16 protein-coding genes are annotated in these 17,995 nt (G+C 42.6%); 9 read left to right on the forward strand and 7 right to left on the reverse strand.

Features of this window, described 5'->3' with window-relative positions; translation table 11 throughout:
* Nucleotides 1-228 precede the first annotated feature (228 nt).
* Nucleotides 229-2,574 carry a putative PEP-binding protein gene (locus tag HWQ41_RS25660; RefSeq protein ID WP_292769348.1) on the forward strand — a complete coding sequence of 782 codons (2,346 nt, stop codon included), beginning with the start codon at nt 229-231 and terminating at the stop codon, nt 2,572-2,574.
* Between the two features lie 460 nt (nt 2,575-3,034).
* Here HWQ41_RS25660 and HWQ41_RS25665 read toward each other — a convergent pair whose 3' ends face one another.
* The 6 genes from HWQ41_RS25665 to HWQ41_RS25690 all read right to left on the reverse strand — a co-directional run bounded on the left by HWQ41_RS25665 (nt 3,035) and on the right by HWQ41_RS25690 (nt 10,487).
* Nucleotides 3,035-3,691 (reverse strand): DUF1361 domain-containing protein, encoded by a 657-nt coding sequence (locus tag HWQ41_RS25665; protein ID WP_292769350.1) that lies wholly within the window; start codon nt 3,689-3,691, stop codon nt 3,035-3,037.
* A 471-nt stretch (nt 3,692-4,162) separates the two neighbouring features.
* The gene (locus HWQ41_RS25670; protein ID WP_292769354.1) at nt 4,163-5,275 is read right to left on the reverse strand and encodes a hypothetical protein; all 1,113 of its coding nucleotides are present in this window, start codon (nt 5,273-5,275) and stop codon (nt 4,163-4,165) included.
* A gap of 151 nt (nt 5,276-5,426) precedes the next feature.
* Nucleotides 5,427-7,319 carry an iron uptake porin gene (locus HWQ41_RS25675; protein ID WP_292769357.1) on the reverse strand — a complete coding sequence of 631 codons (1,893 nt, stop codon included), beginning with the start codon at nt 7,317-7,319 and terminating at the stop codon, nt 5,427-5,429.
* Nucleotides 7,320-7,760: 441 nt separating this feature from the next.
* Nucleotides 7,761-8,534 (reverse strand): anti-sigma factor, encoded by a 774-nt coding sequence (locus tag HWQ41_RS25680; protein ID WP_292769360.1) that lies wholly within the window; start codon nt 8,532-8,534, stop codon nt 7,761-7,763.
* Nucleotides 8,535-8,619: 85 nt separating this feature from the next.
* Nucleotides 8,620-9,675 (reverse strand): RNA-guided endonuclease IscB, encoded by a 1,056-nt coding sequence (gene iscB, locus HWQ41_RS25685; RefSeq protein ID WP_292769363.1) that lies wholly within the window; start codon nt 9,673-9,675, stop codon nt 8,620-8,622.
* Between the two features lie 242 nt (nt 9,676-9,917).
* Nucleotides 9,918-10,487, reverse strand: a complete 570-nt coding sequence (locus HWQ41_RS25690) for a sigma-70 family RNA polymerase sigma factor (protein ID WP_292769366.1) — start codon at nt 10,485-10,487, stop codon at nt 9,918-9,920.
* Between HWQ41_RS25690 and HWQ41_RS25695 the strand changes: the two genes are divergently transcribed.
* From HWQ41_RS25695 to HWQ41_RS25715, 5 genes are all read left to right on the forward strand, one after another.
* Nucleotides 10,486-10,623 (forward strand): hypothetical protein, encoded by a 138-nt coding sequence (locus HWQ41_RS25695; RefSeq protein WP_292769369.1) that lies wholly within the window; start codon nt 10,486-10,488, stop codon nt 10,621-10,623. The two genes, HWQ41_RS25690 and HWQ41_RS25695, sit on opposite strands and share 2 nt — an antisense overlap.
* A 276-nt stretch (nt 10,624-10,899) precedes the next feature.
* Nucleotides 10,900-11,250, forward strand: a complete 351-nt coding sequence (locus HWQ41_RS25700) for a hypothetical protein (protein ID WP_292769372.1) — start codon at nt 10,900-10,902, stop codon at nt 11,248-11,250.
* Nucleotides 11,251-11,260: 10 nt separating this feature from the next.
* Nucleotides 11,261-11,530 carry a peptidase gene (locus HWQ41_RS25705; RefSeq protein ID WP_292769375.1) on the forward strand — a complete coding sequence of 90 codons (270 nt, stop codon included), beginning with the start codon at nt 11,261-11,263 and terminating at the stop codon, nt 11,528-11,530.
* A gap of 197 nt (nt 11,531-11,727) precedes the next feature.
* A complete protein-coding gene (locus HWQ41_RS25710) occupies nt 11,728-12,123 on the forward strand; it encodes a cupredoxin family copper-binding protein (RefSeq protein WP_292769377.1) in 396 nt (131 codons plus the stop codon).
* Nucleotides 12,124-12,203: 80 nt separating this feature from the next.
* Nucleotides 12,204-13,115, forward strand: a complete 912-nt coding sequence (locus HWQ41_RS25715; RefSeq protein WP_292769380.1) for a metallophosphoesterase — start codon at nt 12,204-12,206, stop codon at nt 13,113-13,115.
* 487 nt (nt 13,116-13,602) lie between these two features.
* Here HWQ41_RS25715 and HWQ41_RS25720 read toward each other — a convergent pair whose 3' ends face one another.
* Complete coding sequence (locus HWQ41_RS25720; RefSeq protein ID WP_292769382.1) at nt 13,603-14,079, reverse strand: hypothetical protein; 477 nt, start codon at nt 14,077-14,079, stop codon at nt 13,603-13,605.
* 98 nt (nt 14,080-14,177) lie between these two features.
* Between HWQ41_RS25720 and HWQ41_RS25725 the strand changes: the two genes are divergently transcribed.
* From HWQ41_RS25725 to HWQ41_RS25735, 3 genes are all read left to right on the forward strand, one after another.
* Nucleotides 14,178-14,354: a hypothetical protein gene (locus HWQ41_RS25725; RefSeq protein WP_292769385.1), complete on the forward strand. Its 177-nt coding sequence runs from the start codon at nt 14,178-14,180 to the stop codon at nt 14,352-14,354.
* Nucleotides 14,355-14,789: 435 nt separating this feature from the next.
* A complete protein-coding gene (locus tag HWQ41_RS25730) occupies nt 14,790-16,034 on the forward strand; it encodes a glycosyltransferase (RefSeq protein ID WP_292769387.1) in 1,245 nt (414 codons plus the stop codon).
* Nucleotides 16,035-16,313: 279 nt separating this feature from the next.
* Nucleotides 16,314-17,995: glycosyltransferase (locus tag HWQ41_RS25735; RefSeq protein ID WP_292769397.1), on the forward strand; the 1,682-nt coding region annotated here is incomplete at its 3' end.

A 17,995-nucleotide genomic window follows, 5' to 3' on the forward strand; every position in this document is an offset into this window, starting at 1 on the left:
AAGAACTAAACCCCCGGTTTCAGTCAAGGAAGGCAATGAAGGAAAAATTTGATTTATAAAGGAGTCGAATTACAGCAATACATCGTGCAACCAGCAATTAACCACTAATAAGGTCGGTAAATTAAACGTAAATGCTGAAAAATCCTCCTATTAGTGGATTGAAGACTGATAACGTATCACAAGGAAATGGCTATGGCTATAGATAGACAACTGACACTAAGAAATTGAGTGGACAAACTCTACTGGCTAGACCAAATTAAACTACAAGACCGCGCTAAAGTAGGTGACAAAGCGTTTTACTTGAGCAGAATCATCCAGCGTGGCTATCCGGTGGTGCCTGGTTTTGTCGTTTCGGCAGAAATTTTGCGAGAATTCCTCGAAAATCTGAATAGTTCAGAGTCATTAGTGGCTGACTTACCCCATTCTTCGTTACACCTAGATGTAGCTAATTGGCGTCAACTTCAACAGGTAGCTGGTCGCTTGCGCCAAGAAATTCTCACTGCGACTGTGCCACAGCAGTGGGTAAGTACAATTTTCCAAGCAGCTAGACAATGGCAAACTGGCTGTTTGATTCTTCGACCGACGTTAGCTGTATCAAATGCTACGCTAAATATGAAGAATATATCTGGTTTGCTGGAGTCGGTGTTTTGCCAGTGCGAACCCGAAGCGATCGCTTTTGCATTAAAGCGTACCTGGAGCCAGATATTTCGTGCTAGAAGTCTACTATATTGGCAGCGGGCAGGAATTAATCTGCAACAAATGAGTTTAGCAGTTTTGGTTCAACCGGTTGAGAATGCGATCGCCAGTGGTTTGCTCAGAGCCAACTCCTCTGGGTGGGAAATTGAAGCTACTTGGGGATTAGGAATTGCGATCGCTCTTGGCGAAGTACAGCCAGATGTTTACTACATTCAACAGGAAACTGGGGTTGTGCTTGAGCAACAACTGGGCAATAAAATACTGGCTTATAGTGTTGATGATGCAGCACCTAGAGCTTTTTCGCAACCCGCACCGAAGTCATTGCTAACACCAGATCACACTTGTCTGAGTACCTACGTGATTCAGTCAGCCCAACAAAAACAGTACGCTTTACAAGAAGAATACTTACAACAAATAATTGCTCTGGGAACTCAACTGGTGAGTGAACTAGGTAAAACCTTTACTATTAAATGGACTATTGCTCAACAAACTACATCTGGCAAGCTCTACATCACACAAGTTAGTCCTTCCCAATCTGTAATTATTCCCCACGGACACTTCATTAGGGGACTAGGGGCAGCAGGGGGACGTGTTGTGGCGACTGCATTGGTAATTAATCCGCAACAGAAACCCGAACAATTACCCAAGGGAGTGATTTTAGTAGTGACAGCGATCGCCCCTGATTGGCTACCATTACTGCACCAAGTTGCTGGTATTATTACTGAACAAGGCGGATTAACCAGCCACGCGGCAATTCTTGCCAGAGAATTAGGTATCGCAGCAGTAGTGAACGCAATATCTGCTACAAGCTTAATCCAAACTGGCGAACGACTGCTGCTCGATGGCGACAGAGGAGAAGTTTATCGGATCAAAGGAGACTCAAAGGAGGAGATGGACAAAAGGGGAGAAGAAAATCTTCTTTCCCCCCATCACCCCAACCCGAAAGTGCCCCATCCTGCTCTTACTTCTCATCTACCTATGATTGCTACCCAACTGCTGGTTAACTTGAGTCAGTCTAGTTTAATAGAACAAGTGCAAAGCTTGCCTGTGGATGGGGTGGGATTATTGCGCTCAGAATTGATGATACTAAATATATTGTCTGGGCAACATCCTAATAGTTGGATTTTAGGCGGGCGTCAGGCAGAATTGTTAGAGCTATGGTCTGAGCAGATTATGCAGTTTGCTCGTGCTTTTGCACCAAGACCAGTTTTTTATCGTTCTTTAGATTGGCCGCAAGATTTACTATCATTGAGTGATAGTTTACAATCTTCACCACAGTCGATGTTGGGTGAACGTGGCACCTTCAGCTATTTACGAAATCCCGCAGTATTTGAGTTAGAACTGAAAGCTTTAGCGAGGGTACAGCAAGCTGGTTACAGCAATGTCAATCTACTGTTGCCTTTTGTGCGGACTGTGGAAGAATTTGTCTTTTGCCGTCGCAAAGTTGAGCAAGCTCTTTTAACTGAGGTGTCACAGTTTCAATTGTGGATGATGGCAGAAGTGCCAAGCGTGCTGTTTTTACTCCCAGAATATGTCAAAGCAGGTGCAGCTGGAATTTCTATTGGTACAAACGACCTAACCCAATTACTGCTAGGAGTGGATCGAGAACAAGGACAGTTAGCAAAAGTATTTAATGAACTTCATCCGGCAGTTATGAGTGCGATCGCTCAACTCATCCAGATGGCTAAAAGTGCCGGCATACCTTGTTCAATCTGCGGTCAAGCACCAGCCCTCTATCCAGAAATTATTGATAAGTTAGTAGAATGGGGCATAACTTCGATTTCTGTTGAACCGGAAGCAGTCGAGCGAACATATCAAGCGATCGCTCGTGCTGAACAACGCCTAATTTTAGCAGCAGCACGACGAAAACTTCATTAGCAGGACTTACGCACTCAAAACCTGAAACCTCGATCCCCCCTAACCCACGCCAGTCGCTCCACTTGGGGAGACCCCAGACGCTCGATGACTCGCTACCGCTTCTCTACGAGACGCTGCGCGAACGCTATCGCCCTTGGCGAGCGTAAACGGTGCCACCGTTTAATATTGAAACACAATTTCCTTTTGGCTGTTCTATTAATGTCTTGATTTCCTCTCTAGAGATTAATTGCATATCATATCCCTCCTATCAACGTGACCAGATACATCAGACCAGATCATCGATATTCAATGATCTGATAGGACGTTATTCTCAGATCGTGACGGTTGAAGTCCAACCATTTGCTTCTGAATTGATTTCACCTTAAGGATAGTTTATTTGCATCTTTCTTTTGACAGGCATATTCATCAGGGCAATTACTAATTAAAACCCCAAATTTCAAAGCCAAAATCGCCACGTTGATCAAATGTTTGGCGTGTTAGAGTTTGCGCGTCCTGAGTTTATCCCTATTTTCCTATCTGGTTGGCTAAGTCCTAAAGTTATTCGTTTCATAATCCAGTACAAACCTGCAAGTACCACAAAGGTGATAGTAATAATCACCAATGGCTGTTTACCAAGAATTTCCTCAACCCCTTTAGTCACTACAGCATCGGGTTGAGTAATAAAATCCCAACTGTTGAAACGCAAAAATCGCCCCCAATAGACACCAACAGCACAGAGAAAATGTGTAATCAACTCAAAGCGCCAAATCCATTGGCTCTTGCTGATACGATGTAAGTAGTAACCCCAATTAATTAACGAGATTACATAAGCTTCAAATCCACCAAGAATTACTAACAAATACACAGGAATGAGTACCAAAGTAATTATCCAAACCGATTGAATCGTGCGGATATCGTCTATCAGGTGAATTACATCGGTCAACAAATAGGGTGCATTTGGTAAGAAAGCATAGAAAACTAAGAATCCTAGCCACCAAAGCCAAGAGCCACCACGCCGAAAGCGAAATAACCACACACTCAAAGCTAAAGGTATAAAAGCCAGAAATAAATTCCAAGTCATCCAACTCATATTAATTCGCAATACCTGCACAACTCTGGCTATCAATTCTTCTTTCATAGGTGCTAACTCAGAAGACCTTTGATTGATCTAGATTTACTCTGTAGTATTAGTGTTAACTTCAGTGATTGACTGATAAAATTTTTGTACCCCCAAGGAAAGAAATTTATTTATTCCAAAACCAGACAAGGCTTTTGTGTCACTTAAAAGGAAATGCACACTGATAATATGTCTGAAATTTAGAGTTTTTATGTCTTTCATACTTAGGGATGAAATTTATCAATCAATCGGCTTAAATCACTAGTATAGCCAGAAATCATTAGGGTAAAATCTACCATAGAAAGAAAGTCTGAGCGACAAAAACGCCGCTGAATAACTTCCTGTGGACTTTTTTTATGGGAATGTTGCCCCTGTCCTGGCTATTATATTGATTTAATTTTGCCCTAATCGAGTTCCAGAAGCACCCGAAAGTTTTTGCCAAAAGTGTAAAATAATTGTGCAATTCCTTGAGAACTAACTCACGTTAAATAACTAAGGCAGTAGCAATCGACTACGGGGGCCGATCGCTTGTTTGGGTGAGGTGGGTATTGTACACTTCTTAGCAGAATCCTGTGAACAAGCCGCTTGAGTAAGGGTTGCAGGGTTGACAACTACTTGATTGACCTCTAAGGAATTACCGTTACTCAATTCCATATTAGGTGTAGTAGAAAGTGATGCAGAATTAAACCCAGATGTGTACGTTGTCGGTGTCGAGGAAGCGATCGCACTACCACTACTAACTACTGGTGTGGGAGTGGGTGTGCTACCAGCAACTACGGGTGTGAGAGTAGGTGTGCTACCACCGCCAACTACAGGTGTGGGAGTTATAAGAGTTGCAGTTACAGGTACTTTGATAGTTATTCTCGCCAAGGGAGAGTTAGTTATTTCCAAAGAAGTTACCTTTGGCGAACCTGGGATATCTGATTTGAAATCAAAAACTGTAGGGGTTGCACCACCATTATGATCGCTATATCGTACTCCATATCCACTCACTTCAAAAGTGCCCTGATACTGATTTCCAGTGTTTGGATCGGTGACAGTACCAGTGTATAAGGCTTTTGTGAGATTAAATTCATCCTGAACTACTCCTTGAAATGTGGTTCCGGCCAATCTTCCCTGGTATTTATAGGGTGTCAACGTACCGTCAGAGAGAATCGGCGAAGTTAGAACGCCATTAAAGGAGACAATCGGAATACCTTTAAAATCAACAAAGTAATGCAGACTACCATCAGAGCGTGTTTTTACCTGTACATAATCTGACTTGTATACAGGAACGTAATTAGGATTATTATTAGTTCCTAAGTTCCGAGAGTAAGTTCCCGTATCGTCTGTATCAACACGAGTAGTGCTTTGATTGAAATTGGGATTGATGCTGGGAAGTTGGATGGTGCCTGATAATGTGCCAGTGCTTTGAATTGTGATTTGAGCGAAAGCACTTGTTCCACCTAAACCGATGATTACTGCGGCTAAACTGCTACTGCTAAGAACCACACAACCCAACTGATACAATTTTGGATTTTGGATTTTAGATTTTGGATTGGCAATCCTGTTGTAACTGTCGTCCAAATTTTTCCAAGTGCTATGAGTTGATGAATTTAATTTCATGAAAAATTTGCTCCTTTAATCACCTATAAAAAAAATACGCATTATGTTTACGCACGAGTTTTCTTTGCTCCCATTGAGTTATGAAAGCATTTAATACTGACTTTATCAGTATGCAAACAGCGTATTTGATTACATTTACATCAGTACAAAATTAAAACCGGAAAGTTGCTCTTAATGCCCCAACTACTAATGCATCGTTAGCAGCATTGTGATCAGGATTGAAAATGACGAATAAGCCCGGAGTCAAGGCAATATTGTCGCTCAGTTGGGCGCGGTAAAAAAGTTCTACGTGAATTGATGTGTCACTACGTCCGCCTGCTGTCCCCCCATCAGAAAAGTTGGGAAAATTGAAGCCTTCGGGTAAAGTACTAGAAGTAATTTTGGGCGGTTGTCCGACGAGAACGCCCCCTAAATTTCCAGGACGCAGCAAATTCGGAAAAGCCGCGAACACCATCCAGTTTGTAGTTTCTACACTTCCAGAAAGGTTAAATGGCTTGGAAGAAGTAAAGCCACCCCAACCGCCCAACTGCAAGTTAGGGTTAATTCGCCAAGCAACGGTAGCGCCAATTGCTTGGGTATCGAAAGCTGTAGGATTGGCAAAAGGCGAAATCAGTTGAGAATCGCCGATAGCAGTTCCTAGTAAACCATCTGGGGAGTGGGAATAAAGATAATGTACGCCAATATCGATATGATTGGTGGGTGCTAAACTTAACTGAGCGCCAGCAGTAAATCTACCGCCAAATAGTCCGCCCTGTTTGATATTGCCAGGAAAACTAGGAATTTCCGCACTATAAACGCCTTGCAAACTGATGCGATCGCTAATTTGCCAGTCAAAGCCTATACCACCCATGCCGTTGCCAATACTTAAAATCGGGTTACGCTGACCAAATAGAGAAATTGCGCCGTCGCTAGAACCTTCTAAGGGACTAATACCGCGAAAGGTGTTAATTGGGTTAACTCCCGCCGTACCGACGACAATTCCCAAGTTATCCGAGAGAAGAAATCGATAAGATAAATCACTAATAACTAGATTGTTGTCTGTATTTGACTCGAAACCCAACCGTCCCATATTGGTAGATACCAACGATGCAGTAGAACCCAAATTACCAGCAGACAGCCCTGTTAATAGCAAATCTCGCCCTGTAAATGAAGTTGCTAAGGTTAGTTGGACGCTATTTGTGAAAGTCAGATTGGTTTTTCCCTGACGTTCAGGTATCCCATCTCTAGGAAACAAATCCACATCGGTGCGATTCGTTCCCTGCACGCTCAAAATGGCTTGGCCAAATAATCTGGTAGTTGTGGAAAAGCGATTACCTTGTAATTCACTATTCCGGTTTTCGACAGCCTCGACACGCTGCTGTAATTGCTGCAACTCTGCTTTGAATTGCCCTTGCAACCTTTGCAGCAAGATTAAATCTTCATTATTAACAGTATTAATTTTATTGTTAGCGTAGGCGTAGCCCGCCGCAGGCATCGCATCGTTAATCTTCTCCAAACAACCGTTTAAACCAGCAGCAAATTCATAACGGCTAATGGTACGCTTTCCTAAATAAGTCCCATCAGTGTATCCTGCAATGCAGCCATAGCGTTCTACTAAAGACTGCAAAGCACCAAAAGCCCAGTCAGAGGGTTGCACATCTTCAAGTTGCGACACCGAGGTGACTTGAGACATTTGGTTGTCTGAGTCTGGAGGCTGAGGAGATAGAGAGAATGCTTTTGTGTTTTTCTGGTTCTGTGCAACTTCTATTACAAGTTGAGTATCTTTTAATTGCGGTAAGTTAGGGGAACTGATGAATTGAATTTTTTTTCTACTTTTATTAAGTATATTTTCGTACTTACTCTTTATAGCTGATGAGGTGCTTATATCTGGCTGCACAAATTCAGGCGGTGTAATTTCAGCAGGTAAGACAACTTGAGATAATTTTTGTTGTGTTGACTGCTGCACCTGTTTGTCTGGCAGAATTACGGACTGTTCTGGTAAATGGAACGCAGATATTGGCGCTGTTGCTAGCACACTCGCCATCAGTAGACTAATATCACTCATCGTATTTTATTTTACTTGCACCAATATTTCTTTTGACAGATAAAGTTGGTGTATATCAGGAAAATTTTTGAAGAAAAAGTGATAAAAGTTACTAGGAATCTGAGATCGATCGCCGTGTCAGTGGAAAGTGGGAGAGTAGGGAAGTAGGGGAGATGAGGGGGATACCGTACATTGGTGTCAACTTAAGCTAAAACCCTTTTAAAACCTCGTTTCTAGCCAGAGGCTAGAAATGCACCTCATCGCGGCTCTGCCGCAAGTAAGGGAGGCGGCAGCCCTCCAGTAGGCATTAAGAGTCTGAGACCTCTTTTCGAGACAATCTCTAAAAGCTGGTTCTAGACTAACTTTCACGTTAAGTTGACACGCATGGATACCGTACTACTGTATTTCCTCCTGTTCCCAAGAGCATTGCGTTGCAGTCGATTGCTCGCACCGTAGCGGATGTTAAAGTTTGCTGCCATCACCAAAGGTAAAAGCACTCTTCATGACCACTGGCCCTAGTGGATACCGATGGTCAGTGGATGTCTCCAACGTCACAAACATTTCTGATACCCCCGCATCATAGAAATCAGCAGGCATCGCAAATTTTTCGACAATCTTACCCTGTGTACTGGCAGGAAGCTGTCCGCACGGGATTTTTTCGCCTTCAACAACTGCCCAAAGTCGGTAAACAGTTCCAACAGGCTGAGGGGGAACATTTTGAATCGCAATGACACCTGTTTGCTGTTCTAGATTCAGCAAAAAACTGCCAGAGGCATTTTTTGCTACATTCATACCCTTTAGGGGAAACAGGCGGGTTGCTTTTTGTTGCAGCAGTGTCTTGAGATTATCAGCTATCTGCAATTCTATACGCAAGTGGTAGTTATCTATTCCCAAATACAAAATTAATAGTGCGGCGACACTGCCGATGATTTTGCGCCAGGAGAGACTATAGGGAAAAGCGCTAACCGGACGACGCTGGGACGCGAAGAGATTTTCAGTCTCTACGTCCAATAAATTGCTGAGGATAGCTGCACGTAAATGCGGTGGCGGCTCAACAGCATTTAAACCATAAAGCACTTCATCTAATACTTGCTGTAACTGCTCTACTTCCACTGCCAAGGATGGATTTTCTGCGAGCATCTGCTGAAACTCAAGAGCTTCATCAGGAGACAGTTCACCCACGACATAGCCTGCTGCTAACTGTTGTATATATTGAGAATTTTCTGGTGCAGTCATAGGAATACAGGGGATGCGGGAAACTCAGTCCCTTTAGGGCTGAGAGGAAAGCGACACGAGCGATTTTAATCGCATTGAATCTTTTTTAATTTGAGTAACTGTAACCGTCTTTTTTATAAATTTGGGTACAGGTTTTATAACTAATTCCTTGAATTAGTCCGTTTCTAGTTGAGATATTGAAACTTCCAGTAGCACGAGTTGCTATTCTCCCAACATATTCACCAACTTTTCTGCCAGTTTTAACAAACGCTTTAACAATGTCCCCTGTTTGAAAACCAAACTGAAATTTAGTTCTTGAACAATGACGATTTGGAAACCCGAATTTATCTGTACGGCATGATTGCCTAGTACCGTTACCATTTGCTGTAATTAACAATGGTTTGACACCTTTGATATTAAGAATTGGGGTTGATGTGCCAACACAAGCAGCATCTAACCAATGCGTTTTTTCTAAATTCTGTTGACTACGATTAAACTTTGTTAGTCCACCTGAACCTGTTTCTACAGGTAATCCAGTTGCTTTTAATGCGTTCAACAATGTGAGTCTGGTTATGTTTACTGCTGCCGCATCAGCCAATGGTCTTTTAACTTGCCTCAAGATTATTTCCAGTCTAATTGAGTCTTTTTTGAGAAATTGTTTAATATCTTTCGTTCCTTTTTTTGTGTTACATTTTTCGCAACTTAAAGTGAGATTTGTTATTGAATTGCTACCTCCCTTTGCTCGTGGATGAATATGTTCTACTTGAAAAGGAACGTCTCTAACTCCACAATAAGCACATTGTCTACCCCACTTTTCTAAAAGATACTCTCTCGTTTCGTAACCTACTAATGTTCCTTGCTGGTACTCTTTTCCTTGGATGTCAGGATTAGCCATTAATTGCATATCAAAGCGTACAAGTTCTTGACTAATTGCAACAACAGGTGCAAACCTACGTAGTCTGTTAACCCAAGTTTTGATATTTTCAACTCGGCTTTGTAGGCTTGGTGCTAACCATCCTTGTGGACGAGTTCTGTTTAAAAATCTCGGTTTACGATATCTAGTTTTGCGGTTCCTTCTGCTACGTCTTAGTTGTCTTCTAGAGGTTAAAGCATCTCTGATTGCAAACCGTTTGTCAGTATCTAATACGAATATTTTGGACATAAGTCCCTCCTTGCGGGTAATGTTAGCTTCGTCAATGTTTTAAGAGCTTTTTCGACTTGCAACACTGTTTCAGTGACTTTAAAACTGTTTAATTGCAAATGACAGAGCAGGGAACTAGCTTCGTATTCCAGGGTGTCGTGACTCAAAAAACGTAGTCAGTGAAGACTTAGACTGGTCAGCACAGCTTGCTTGATTTCTCTTACAAGCTCAGTGGCACTTAGCCCTGAGTTACTGACAGGTAACTAATCAATAGCATCAAGTAATATTTGTTTTAGCTTCAGCAGTCCTTGGCGCGTCCAAGTTTTCACTGTTCCTAATGGTACATCTAGTTGTTGGGCAATCTCCGACTGGCTAAGTCCAGCATCATAAGCCATCTCTATAACCTGGCGTTGGTTGTCTGGCAGTTGGGTAAGGGCAGAGCGAACGGCAAGAGAGCGTTCTGTTAACTCAGCTTGCTCAACCGGAGTTGGAGAGAGGGTTTCGGCGGTGACTGTTTGCCCAAAGCGATGCAAGAGATTGAGGGTGCGACTCCGAGAGCGGATTTTATCTATTGCCCTTGAGCGCGTCATCGTTATCAGATAACGCAGGAAATGACTGTGATTGGGATTGACAGTCGCATTGCGCCACAAAGCCAGAAAAATCTCCTGTGTTAAATCCTCCGCTTCCTGTGGGTTTTGCAATACTTTCAGTGCAATTCCGTAGATGACGTGACCGTAACGGTCATAGAGAATACTTAACGCCCCTGGCTGTTTTGCTTTCAGGGCGTGGAGCAACTCTGTATCTGTCTGATGCGGGGGAGAATGTGACTCCATGCTGGGGTGTGAATATACCTGGTTGGATATCAGATTAGAGCATTTGGTTGGCGATCGCAAAGATTTTACTTCTATTTATATAACGATTGACGGAGGCAATTGGATTTTAGATTTGAGAATTTGGATTTTAGATTGAGGTTAAATCCAAATTCTCATCTCGTTCGTTATAGGAATAGAAGCGAACACTAACCCACACAATTATTGATTTCGGTAATGCTTGATTGTAGAGACACGATGCCGTTAACGGCGTGTGAGTCTCTCTCAAATAGAACCCGCGCACACTATTTAATTGTGTCTCTACTAAAATAGCCTTTCTCACTTACACATCACCCAGATGAAAACAAGTTGGGTAGGTTTTCCCCTACCTGCTTTCATTGCTTTATCCCAACAACTCTATTAACGAGGTAGAACTATGCAACGTTACATTCTCCCAATTTTATCAGCTTTGTTAATATCTCCTGTACTAGCAACCACTGCTCAAGCCCAAACCTCAATTACATATAATTCAGTCGTGGCAAACAGTGCCAAAGCCAGTCAACTTAATCCTTTCAATCTGGCTTTTATGGCTGAACGCGGCTACTTACAAAATGTAGGTATCAAGAGTGGGAATGCTCTGTTGAACGCGCATCAGTCGGGAATGCTAACAGCTAAAGATATTCTTCAAAGTGCGGTGAAGGCAAAGCTACTACCAGAGCAAACTCTATCTGACCAAGGATATTTAAACGCACTAGAAGCACAACTACAAGCCTTAGAAGAAGATTAGGAATTTGATAATGAGATTAGTCTTCCGCAAATATCACCGACTAATTGCACTTACAATCTGCTTACCACTAATTATCACCGCAGTTACAGGTATTGCCATGACAGTTGCGGATGAGTGGTTGCATCAAGCCAGATTAGTCGGATTTCTCCTCAAAATTCATACGTTCCAATTTTTGGGACTATCAGCAATTTTACCCGTATTCAACGGATTGGGATTGCTGAGTTTAATTGCCACCGGACTAAATATGACGGGTTTATTTTCTCAACGGCGCAAGTCATAACAAGTAAAAACAGGACTTACGCAAAAGATAACGACAGTAGCGGTAATTCATGAATTACCGCTACGCAAGAATAAGGTTTTCGGTCACATCTTGCGTAAGTCCTGAAAAAGTAAAAATGCAACAAATAGCCTCTTTTATCTGTTGCATTTTTGCGTCGTCTGGTGCAATTCCTTAGTAAATTTCGGTTCTATCGATATATGAAATATATCTGTTACTTGCTTCAAGGACTTGCTTCTGCAATTCTGGTAATTGTGTTTTCTTTATCATCCTGCACCCCCAACCGACAATCTGTAACACCTACACCCCAACCGCAGGAAATTACCGCCAATACCGCAAATCCTACTGTCAAAATTGTCAATTTCAAATACTTACCGTCAAATTTCAAGATAGGTGCTGGTGAAACCGTGCAGTTCGTCAACCAAGACGAGGAACCACACACCATTACCGCCAAAGATGGCTCTTTTGATTCTAAGGGACTGGATGAGGCTCAAGTTTGGAAACACACCTTCACACAGCCAGGAACTTTCCCTTACTTGTGTTCTATTCATCCCTACATGCAAGGAACAATTACTGTTAACACAAGTAAAAAGTAAAAAGGCACTCATAAAAGACAAGAGTGCTTTTGACTTTTTACTTAAAGCAAAGCAACTTTCACTTTAAATAGGAAAACAAAATGAGACGTAGAAAGTTTATTGAACACGTTGGCTGGACTGGTCTTGGTATTCTGTGGGTAGTGGGGGAAAATGGTTTACTTGCATCCTGTTCAGTCAGAGATTCGCAAGGCAAGAAATTAGCAAATTCTGCACCCTTATCATTTGTGCAAATCAGCGACACACATCTAGGTTTCAATAAGGAAGCGAACCCCCACGTTACTGCAACTCTGCAACAAACCATCAACGCCATAAATTCACTACCCACACCACCAGCATTCATTGTTCATACTGGAGACATCACGCACCTTTCCAAACCGGAGGAATTTGACACGGCAAAACAATTTCTTTCCCAATTGAAAGCACCACTGTTTACCCTTCCTGGTGAACATGACACTATCGGAGACAGGGGGAAAGCTTATGGAGAAGCATTCAGCCAAAAGGATAAAAGAGAAGGTTTGCAAATATGGGACTATAACGGCGTGCATTTGATTTCCCTGACCAATGTGCTGGAATTTGGGGAAACTGGTCAAGGGAAACTCGGCCAAGCGCAACTAGATTTACTAGAAAAAGACCTCGCAGCGCAGAAACAAGACACGCCAATAGTTATTTTCAGTCACATTCCTCTGTATAATCTTTATCCTCAATGGGGTTGGGCAACCGCAGACTCAGGCAAAGTACTCTCGTTATTATCCCGCTTTTCTTCTGTTACCGTCCTCAGCGGTCACATTCATCAAGTAATTCAACATAGCGAAGGTAACATTCGATTCAGTACGGCTGCATCTGTTGCCTATCTGTTACCTGCACCAGGAAAAGCTGAAAAACCAAGTCCAGTCAAGTTACCAGAAAAGGATTTACTGGCTGTGTTGGGTTTCCGCACACTGGAATTTGTACCTGGTAATGATGTCAAAATTGACCAGCATTCTCTGGCTTAGAGTCTCGATAGAAGTGTGTCCAATAGACATCTCAATACGGTTCGGTTAAGGTGCATAGGTTTTAAAGATCCCCCTTAGTCCCCCTTAAAAAGGGGGAAATAGAGCGATTTTTAGCCCCCCTTTTTAAGGGCAGGGCTAGGATAAACATTGGTGAAATCAAAAGCAATGGCGATCGCCTGCGTGCTAAGGGATTTCCAAGAAATAAATTATCCAAATAAACGTAGACGCGGAGCGGCTTGCCGCAGGCTACCACAGAGGCGCAGAGAACACAGAGAGAGGAGAAGTAGAGAGGATTTTTGCCTCGTTTTGGGATATTTTTTTATTTGGAAGTCCCTAAACTGTTGACTTGTGTGAATTTCTGAGAAAATTGTTCATGCAGCTGATGTGTTGGGAACTAGTTAAGGCAAGGGCTATGTCTTAACTTAGTCCCATTCGGAGCAAAGGGACAGAGGAAGAATTTTTGACTAATCCTCATGCCCCAGATAGATTATTCTGGCTGGCTACAATATTTATTCATTTCATTCATTAACGTATCCGACTGCTTGCCAATAGTTGTAGCTGTTGTCAGTGCTGAGTCAATTTCAGTTCTAGCCTTTTGGATTTTTTCTCTACCAGATGCCGAGGCTTCTGCTGTCTTTGTCGCACCTAGCGCCCTACCTGCCTTAGCGATCGCTTGACTGAGATTCTGAAAAATTTTGACAAAACTGCTTTGAAATTCTTTCAGCTTAGGGTCTGTTAACTTCAGTTCACTAATCGATTTAGTCACAAATTCTAAATCTTTAGATAGCTGTAAGCTGGTGATCACTTGCGCTCCTTTATTTTTATCAATCAGAGAAGTTCCAGCATTCACAACTCGAATCAGTCGCTGGCACTGGGAGACTTTGTTTTCGGTGCAACTAGTAATGAACAAAGCAATGCTCAGGGTAACAGGAGCAATAACGGTATATTTATGTAAAACAGACATTAACACCCCAACAGCAATCAAACCAAGAATATAGTATCTAATATTACAGCTTAAGTTATGAACCCACGAGAAATTTTCAGTATTGGGATAATCACCTCATGTTTATATTCCCAGAGCAATATCTTGCCCACATGAAGAAGAAATATTTTATGCGGCTATCTGAGCGCAGATTAAACAAACTTCCTAGCTACGCTATAGAGGTTGATAAAACCATGACACAAGTGATTGAAGAATTTATTGACTCACTGCCGGACAAAGAAATTGGCAAAACATAACGACCCCTCGCCCTCTCAATTCTACGAATTGAATTGGTTAGAGGTCAATTCGTCATTGCCCCAAAATTCATCCCACACTGCCCTACGGGTCAGATGTGGGGCTTCTTTTGGTTGCAGAGCTAAAAAGTCTTCACATAAATTTGATAAACTGTATATTTGCTGACTGATTAATGGTACAGTATGAATTGTTTGTATAAAAAAATTACTTAAGTGTAAATATATACTATAAAGATAAGTGGTTAAATATAAAGTTTAGATGAAATTTAGGAAAATATTTTGAATTGAGGTGCGGGAATTACTAAACTTCTCACAACAGCTAACTGTAACAAAAGTATTCATTAAATTTTGACTAACCAGGTTCAGTCAATAAAGCCACCAGATGTTCGGCTCTATTTCCTCCAGCCTTTACACATCATCGTTCTGTAATGTGAAATTATGAAGACAAACTCATCCAACTCAGTGTTAACAGTACCAACTGGCCCACTAAAGATTTCAGAGTTGCCTCCTATCCTTGTGGGTACAAGTGGGGAATCTGTCCATCTTTCCCTAGTAATTCCTACTTATAAAGAGCGTGACAACATCAAGAATGTGGTCAGCATATTGAGTCAGTTACTCGATGAATCTATTCCAGGAAACTATGAACTGATTGTGGTAGACGATGATAGCCCAGACCGAACTTGGGAAATAGCAGAATCCTTGACGGCAGAATACCCCATGTTGCGGGTGATGCGACGCCAACAAGAACGGGGACTTTCTTCAGCGGTGATTCGTGGGTGGCAAGCAGCTACGGGGAGTGTGTTGGGGGTGATTGACGGAGATTTGCAGCATCCACCAGAGGTGTTGATGCAACTGTTGGGTAGTGTTGAGCAGGGAGCAGATTTGGCAGTAGCCAGCCGCCATGTGGACGGAGGCGGTGTCAGTAGCTGGAGTGTTGTCAGGCGTTTCTTGTCTCGTGGCGCTCAGTTGTTAGGCTTGGTGATTTTACCGGGGGTACTGGGCAGAGTTTCTGATCCGATGAGTGGTTATTTTATGGTGCGTCGGAGTGCGATCGCCAATGCAACACTCAATCCAGTCGGATACAAAATTCTCCTAGAAGTAATCGGGCGGGGAAAGGTAGACCAAGTTGCGGAAGTTGGGTATGTGTTCTGCGAACGCAAAGAGGGTGAGAGTAAGGTAACATGGAAGCAATATATAGATTACATCCATCACTTAGTACGGTTGCGGCTTTCCACAGGGCGAGTAGGACGATTTAGTAGAAAAGTCAATTTCCCAGTTGGTCTATTCCTCCGCTTTGGGTTGGTGGGACTGAGTGGGGTATTTGTGGATATGACAGTGCTTTACTTGCTCAGTGATCCGACTACATTGGCTTGGCCGCTGACACGCAGCAAAATTATTTCTGGTGAGATTGCGATTTTAAATAATTTCTTCTGGAATGACGCTTGGACATTTGCTGATGTCAGCGCCAGACAGCAAGAATGGCATCAACGCCTGAAGCGGTTTGTGAAATTTAACGCCATTTGCCTTGCTGGACTGGTATTGAATGTACTGGTATTAAATTTAGTATTCAATTTCTTGATTCGTAACCGCTATATCGCCAATCTGATTGCGATCGCAGTTGCTACAATCTGGAATTTCTGGGTTAATTTGAAACTTAGCTGGCGCGTCACTGACGTGAAATAATCACAACGAGGGATTTGAGATTTTGATTTTTGTTTTTAGATTTTAGAACGAACTTAAATCTCAAACGTCAAATCTACAAATCTATTCGTGTGAGGCCCGGCAATGAGAGTTCTTTTCCAAAGTGCATTTTATTTTTGCAGAAAAATTATCTCGTTGCTACCTGCCTATGCTACCCATTTCCTACCTCTGGCAAATGCAAACTCTGGCTCACAACACAAGCATTGGCATAATTGGCAGGCTCGCCTCCCTCCTTTTTGGGTTCACTCCTTGCTGAACTTGATGTGGTTGCTCATCGGCATTGGTTTGCGCCTAGCTAACTTGACAGCAAAGCCTCCTTGGACTGATGAGTTTTCCACCTTGGTGTTTAGCTTGGGGAATACTTTTTTATTAGTACCCCTAGATCAAGCGATCGCACCTGATATCTTATTGCAACCACTGCAACCAAACCCAGCGGCTAGTATTGGTGATGTCATCCATAACTTAGTTACACAAGATACTCATCCGCCACTATACTTTGTGCTGGCTTACCTGTGGATGAAATTATTTCCCAGCGAAGGAGGATTAGTATCGCTGTTTGCGGCGCGATCGCTACCAGCTTTAATCGGTGCTGCCTCCATTCCATGTGCTTACGTATTAGGTAGGGTAGCGTTTCGTTCGCCATTAGTGGGACACTTGGCTGCTGCCATCATGGCAGTATCACCCTACGGGATCTTTTTGGCACAAGAAGCGCGTCATTATAGTTTGGCAGCATTATGGGTAACTACTTCTCTCACCTGCTTAGTAATTGCCACACGTCATATTCAAAACCGCACACCTTTACCTATATGGGTAGCAGTTTCCTGGGTGGCAATTAATGCTTTGGGACTTGCTACGCATTACTTTTTCACCCTCACCCTCTGCACAGAAGCTGTAGTTTTGATTTTTCTGGCTTGGCTTCAATTGCAGACTAGCAGCAAATTTTCTCTCCTCTTCTCTCCTCCCTGGCGGCGCATCTATGCCGTTGCTATAGGTACTTTTGTGGCGGGTTTAATTTGGCTACCAATCTTTTTAGAGAATAGAAATCGTAGTAATTTGACCGAGTGGATTCAAGGTTCGCGCGTCGGACTAGATTGGTTCAGCCCAATTTTTCAAGCTTTAGGAACATTGATTACAATGATTTCCCTGTTACCAGTTGAATCTCCACAGCTATTGGTGATGATTCTTTCTGGACTGGTGATGCTGATTTTCTTTATTTGGGCAGTACCAATTTTGGTACGTGGGATCAAGATTCAATTACAGCAACCAGAAAGCCGGATTATGATTCAGGTGCTTGCTGGAGTAGCGATCAGTGCGATCGCTTTATTCTTTATCTTTACCTACTTTTTGGGAATCGATCTGACCAGAGGTGCTCGCTATAACTTTGTTTACTTTCCCGCGATCGTTGTTTTACTAGGGGCAAGTCTCGCCATTTGTTGGCATCCTCCCAAGGAATTGATCGGCAGAGAACAACAGAAAAATGGGATAAAAAGCATAGGCAGATGGGGAATAAACGGGAAAAAAGCCGTGATGTTAATTTGGTTAATGGGATTTGTCAGTGCAGTTACAGTATTCTGCAATCTCGGCTATCAAAAATATTATCGCCCTGATCTGTTTGTGCAACTAATTCAACAAATATCCCCAGTACCAGTACTGATTGCCACTACCCAGAAAACTCATGTACACATTGGGGAAATGATGGGAGTAGCTAGGGAGTTTAAACTTGCAAATTCACCTCTAAATCCTCTGTTTCTCCTTGCCCATCAAGGCCAAGACCCGAATACTTCCACCATTGCTTTAGAAAATACTTTAAAGAAATTACCACGACCTTTTGATTTGTGGCTGGTAAACTTTCACGCCCCCGTAGCAGAAACCGTCAAAACATGCGTTATGTTTGATACTCAATCTTTGCCAAGGGTAAACGGCTACGAGTATAAACTTTATCG

Source organism: Nostoc sp. NOS(2021), assembly GCF_017115025.1.
In the GTDB taxonomy this organism is placed as follows: domain Bacteria; phylum Cyanobacteriota; class Cyanobacteriia; order Cyanobacteriales; family Nostocaceae; genus Nostoc.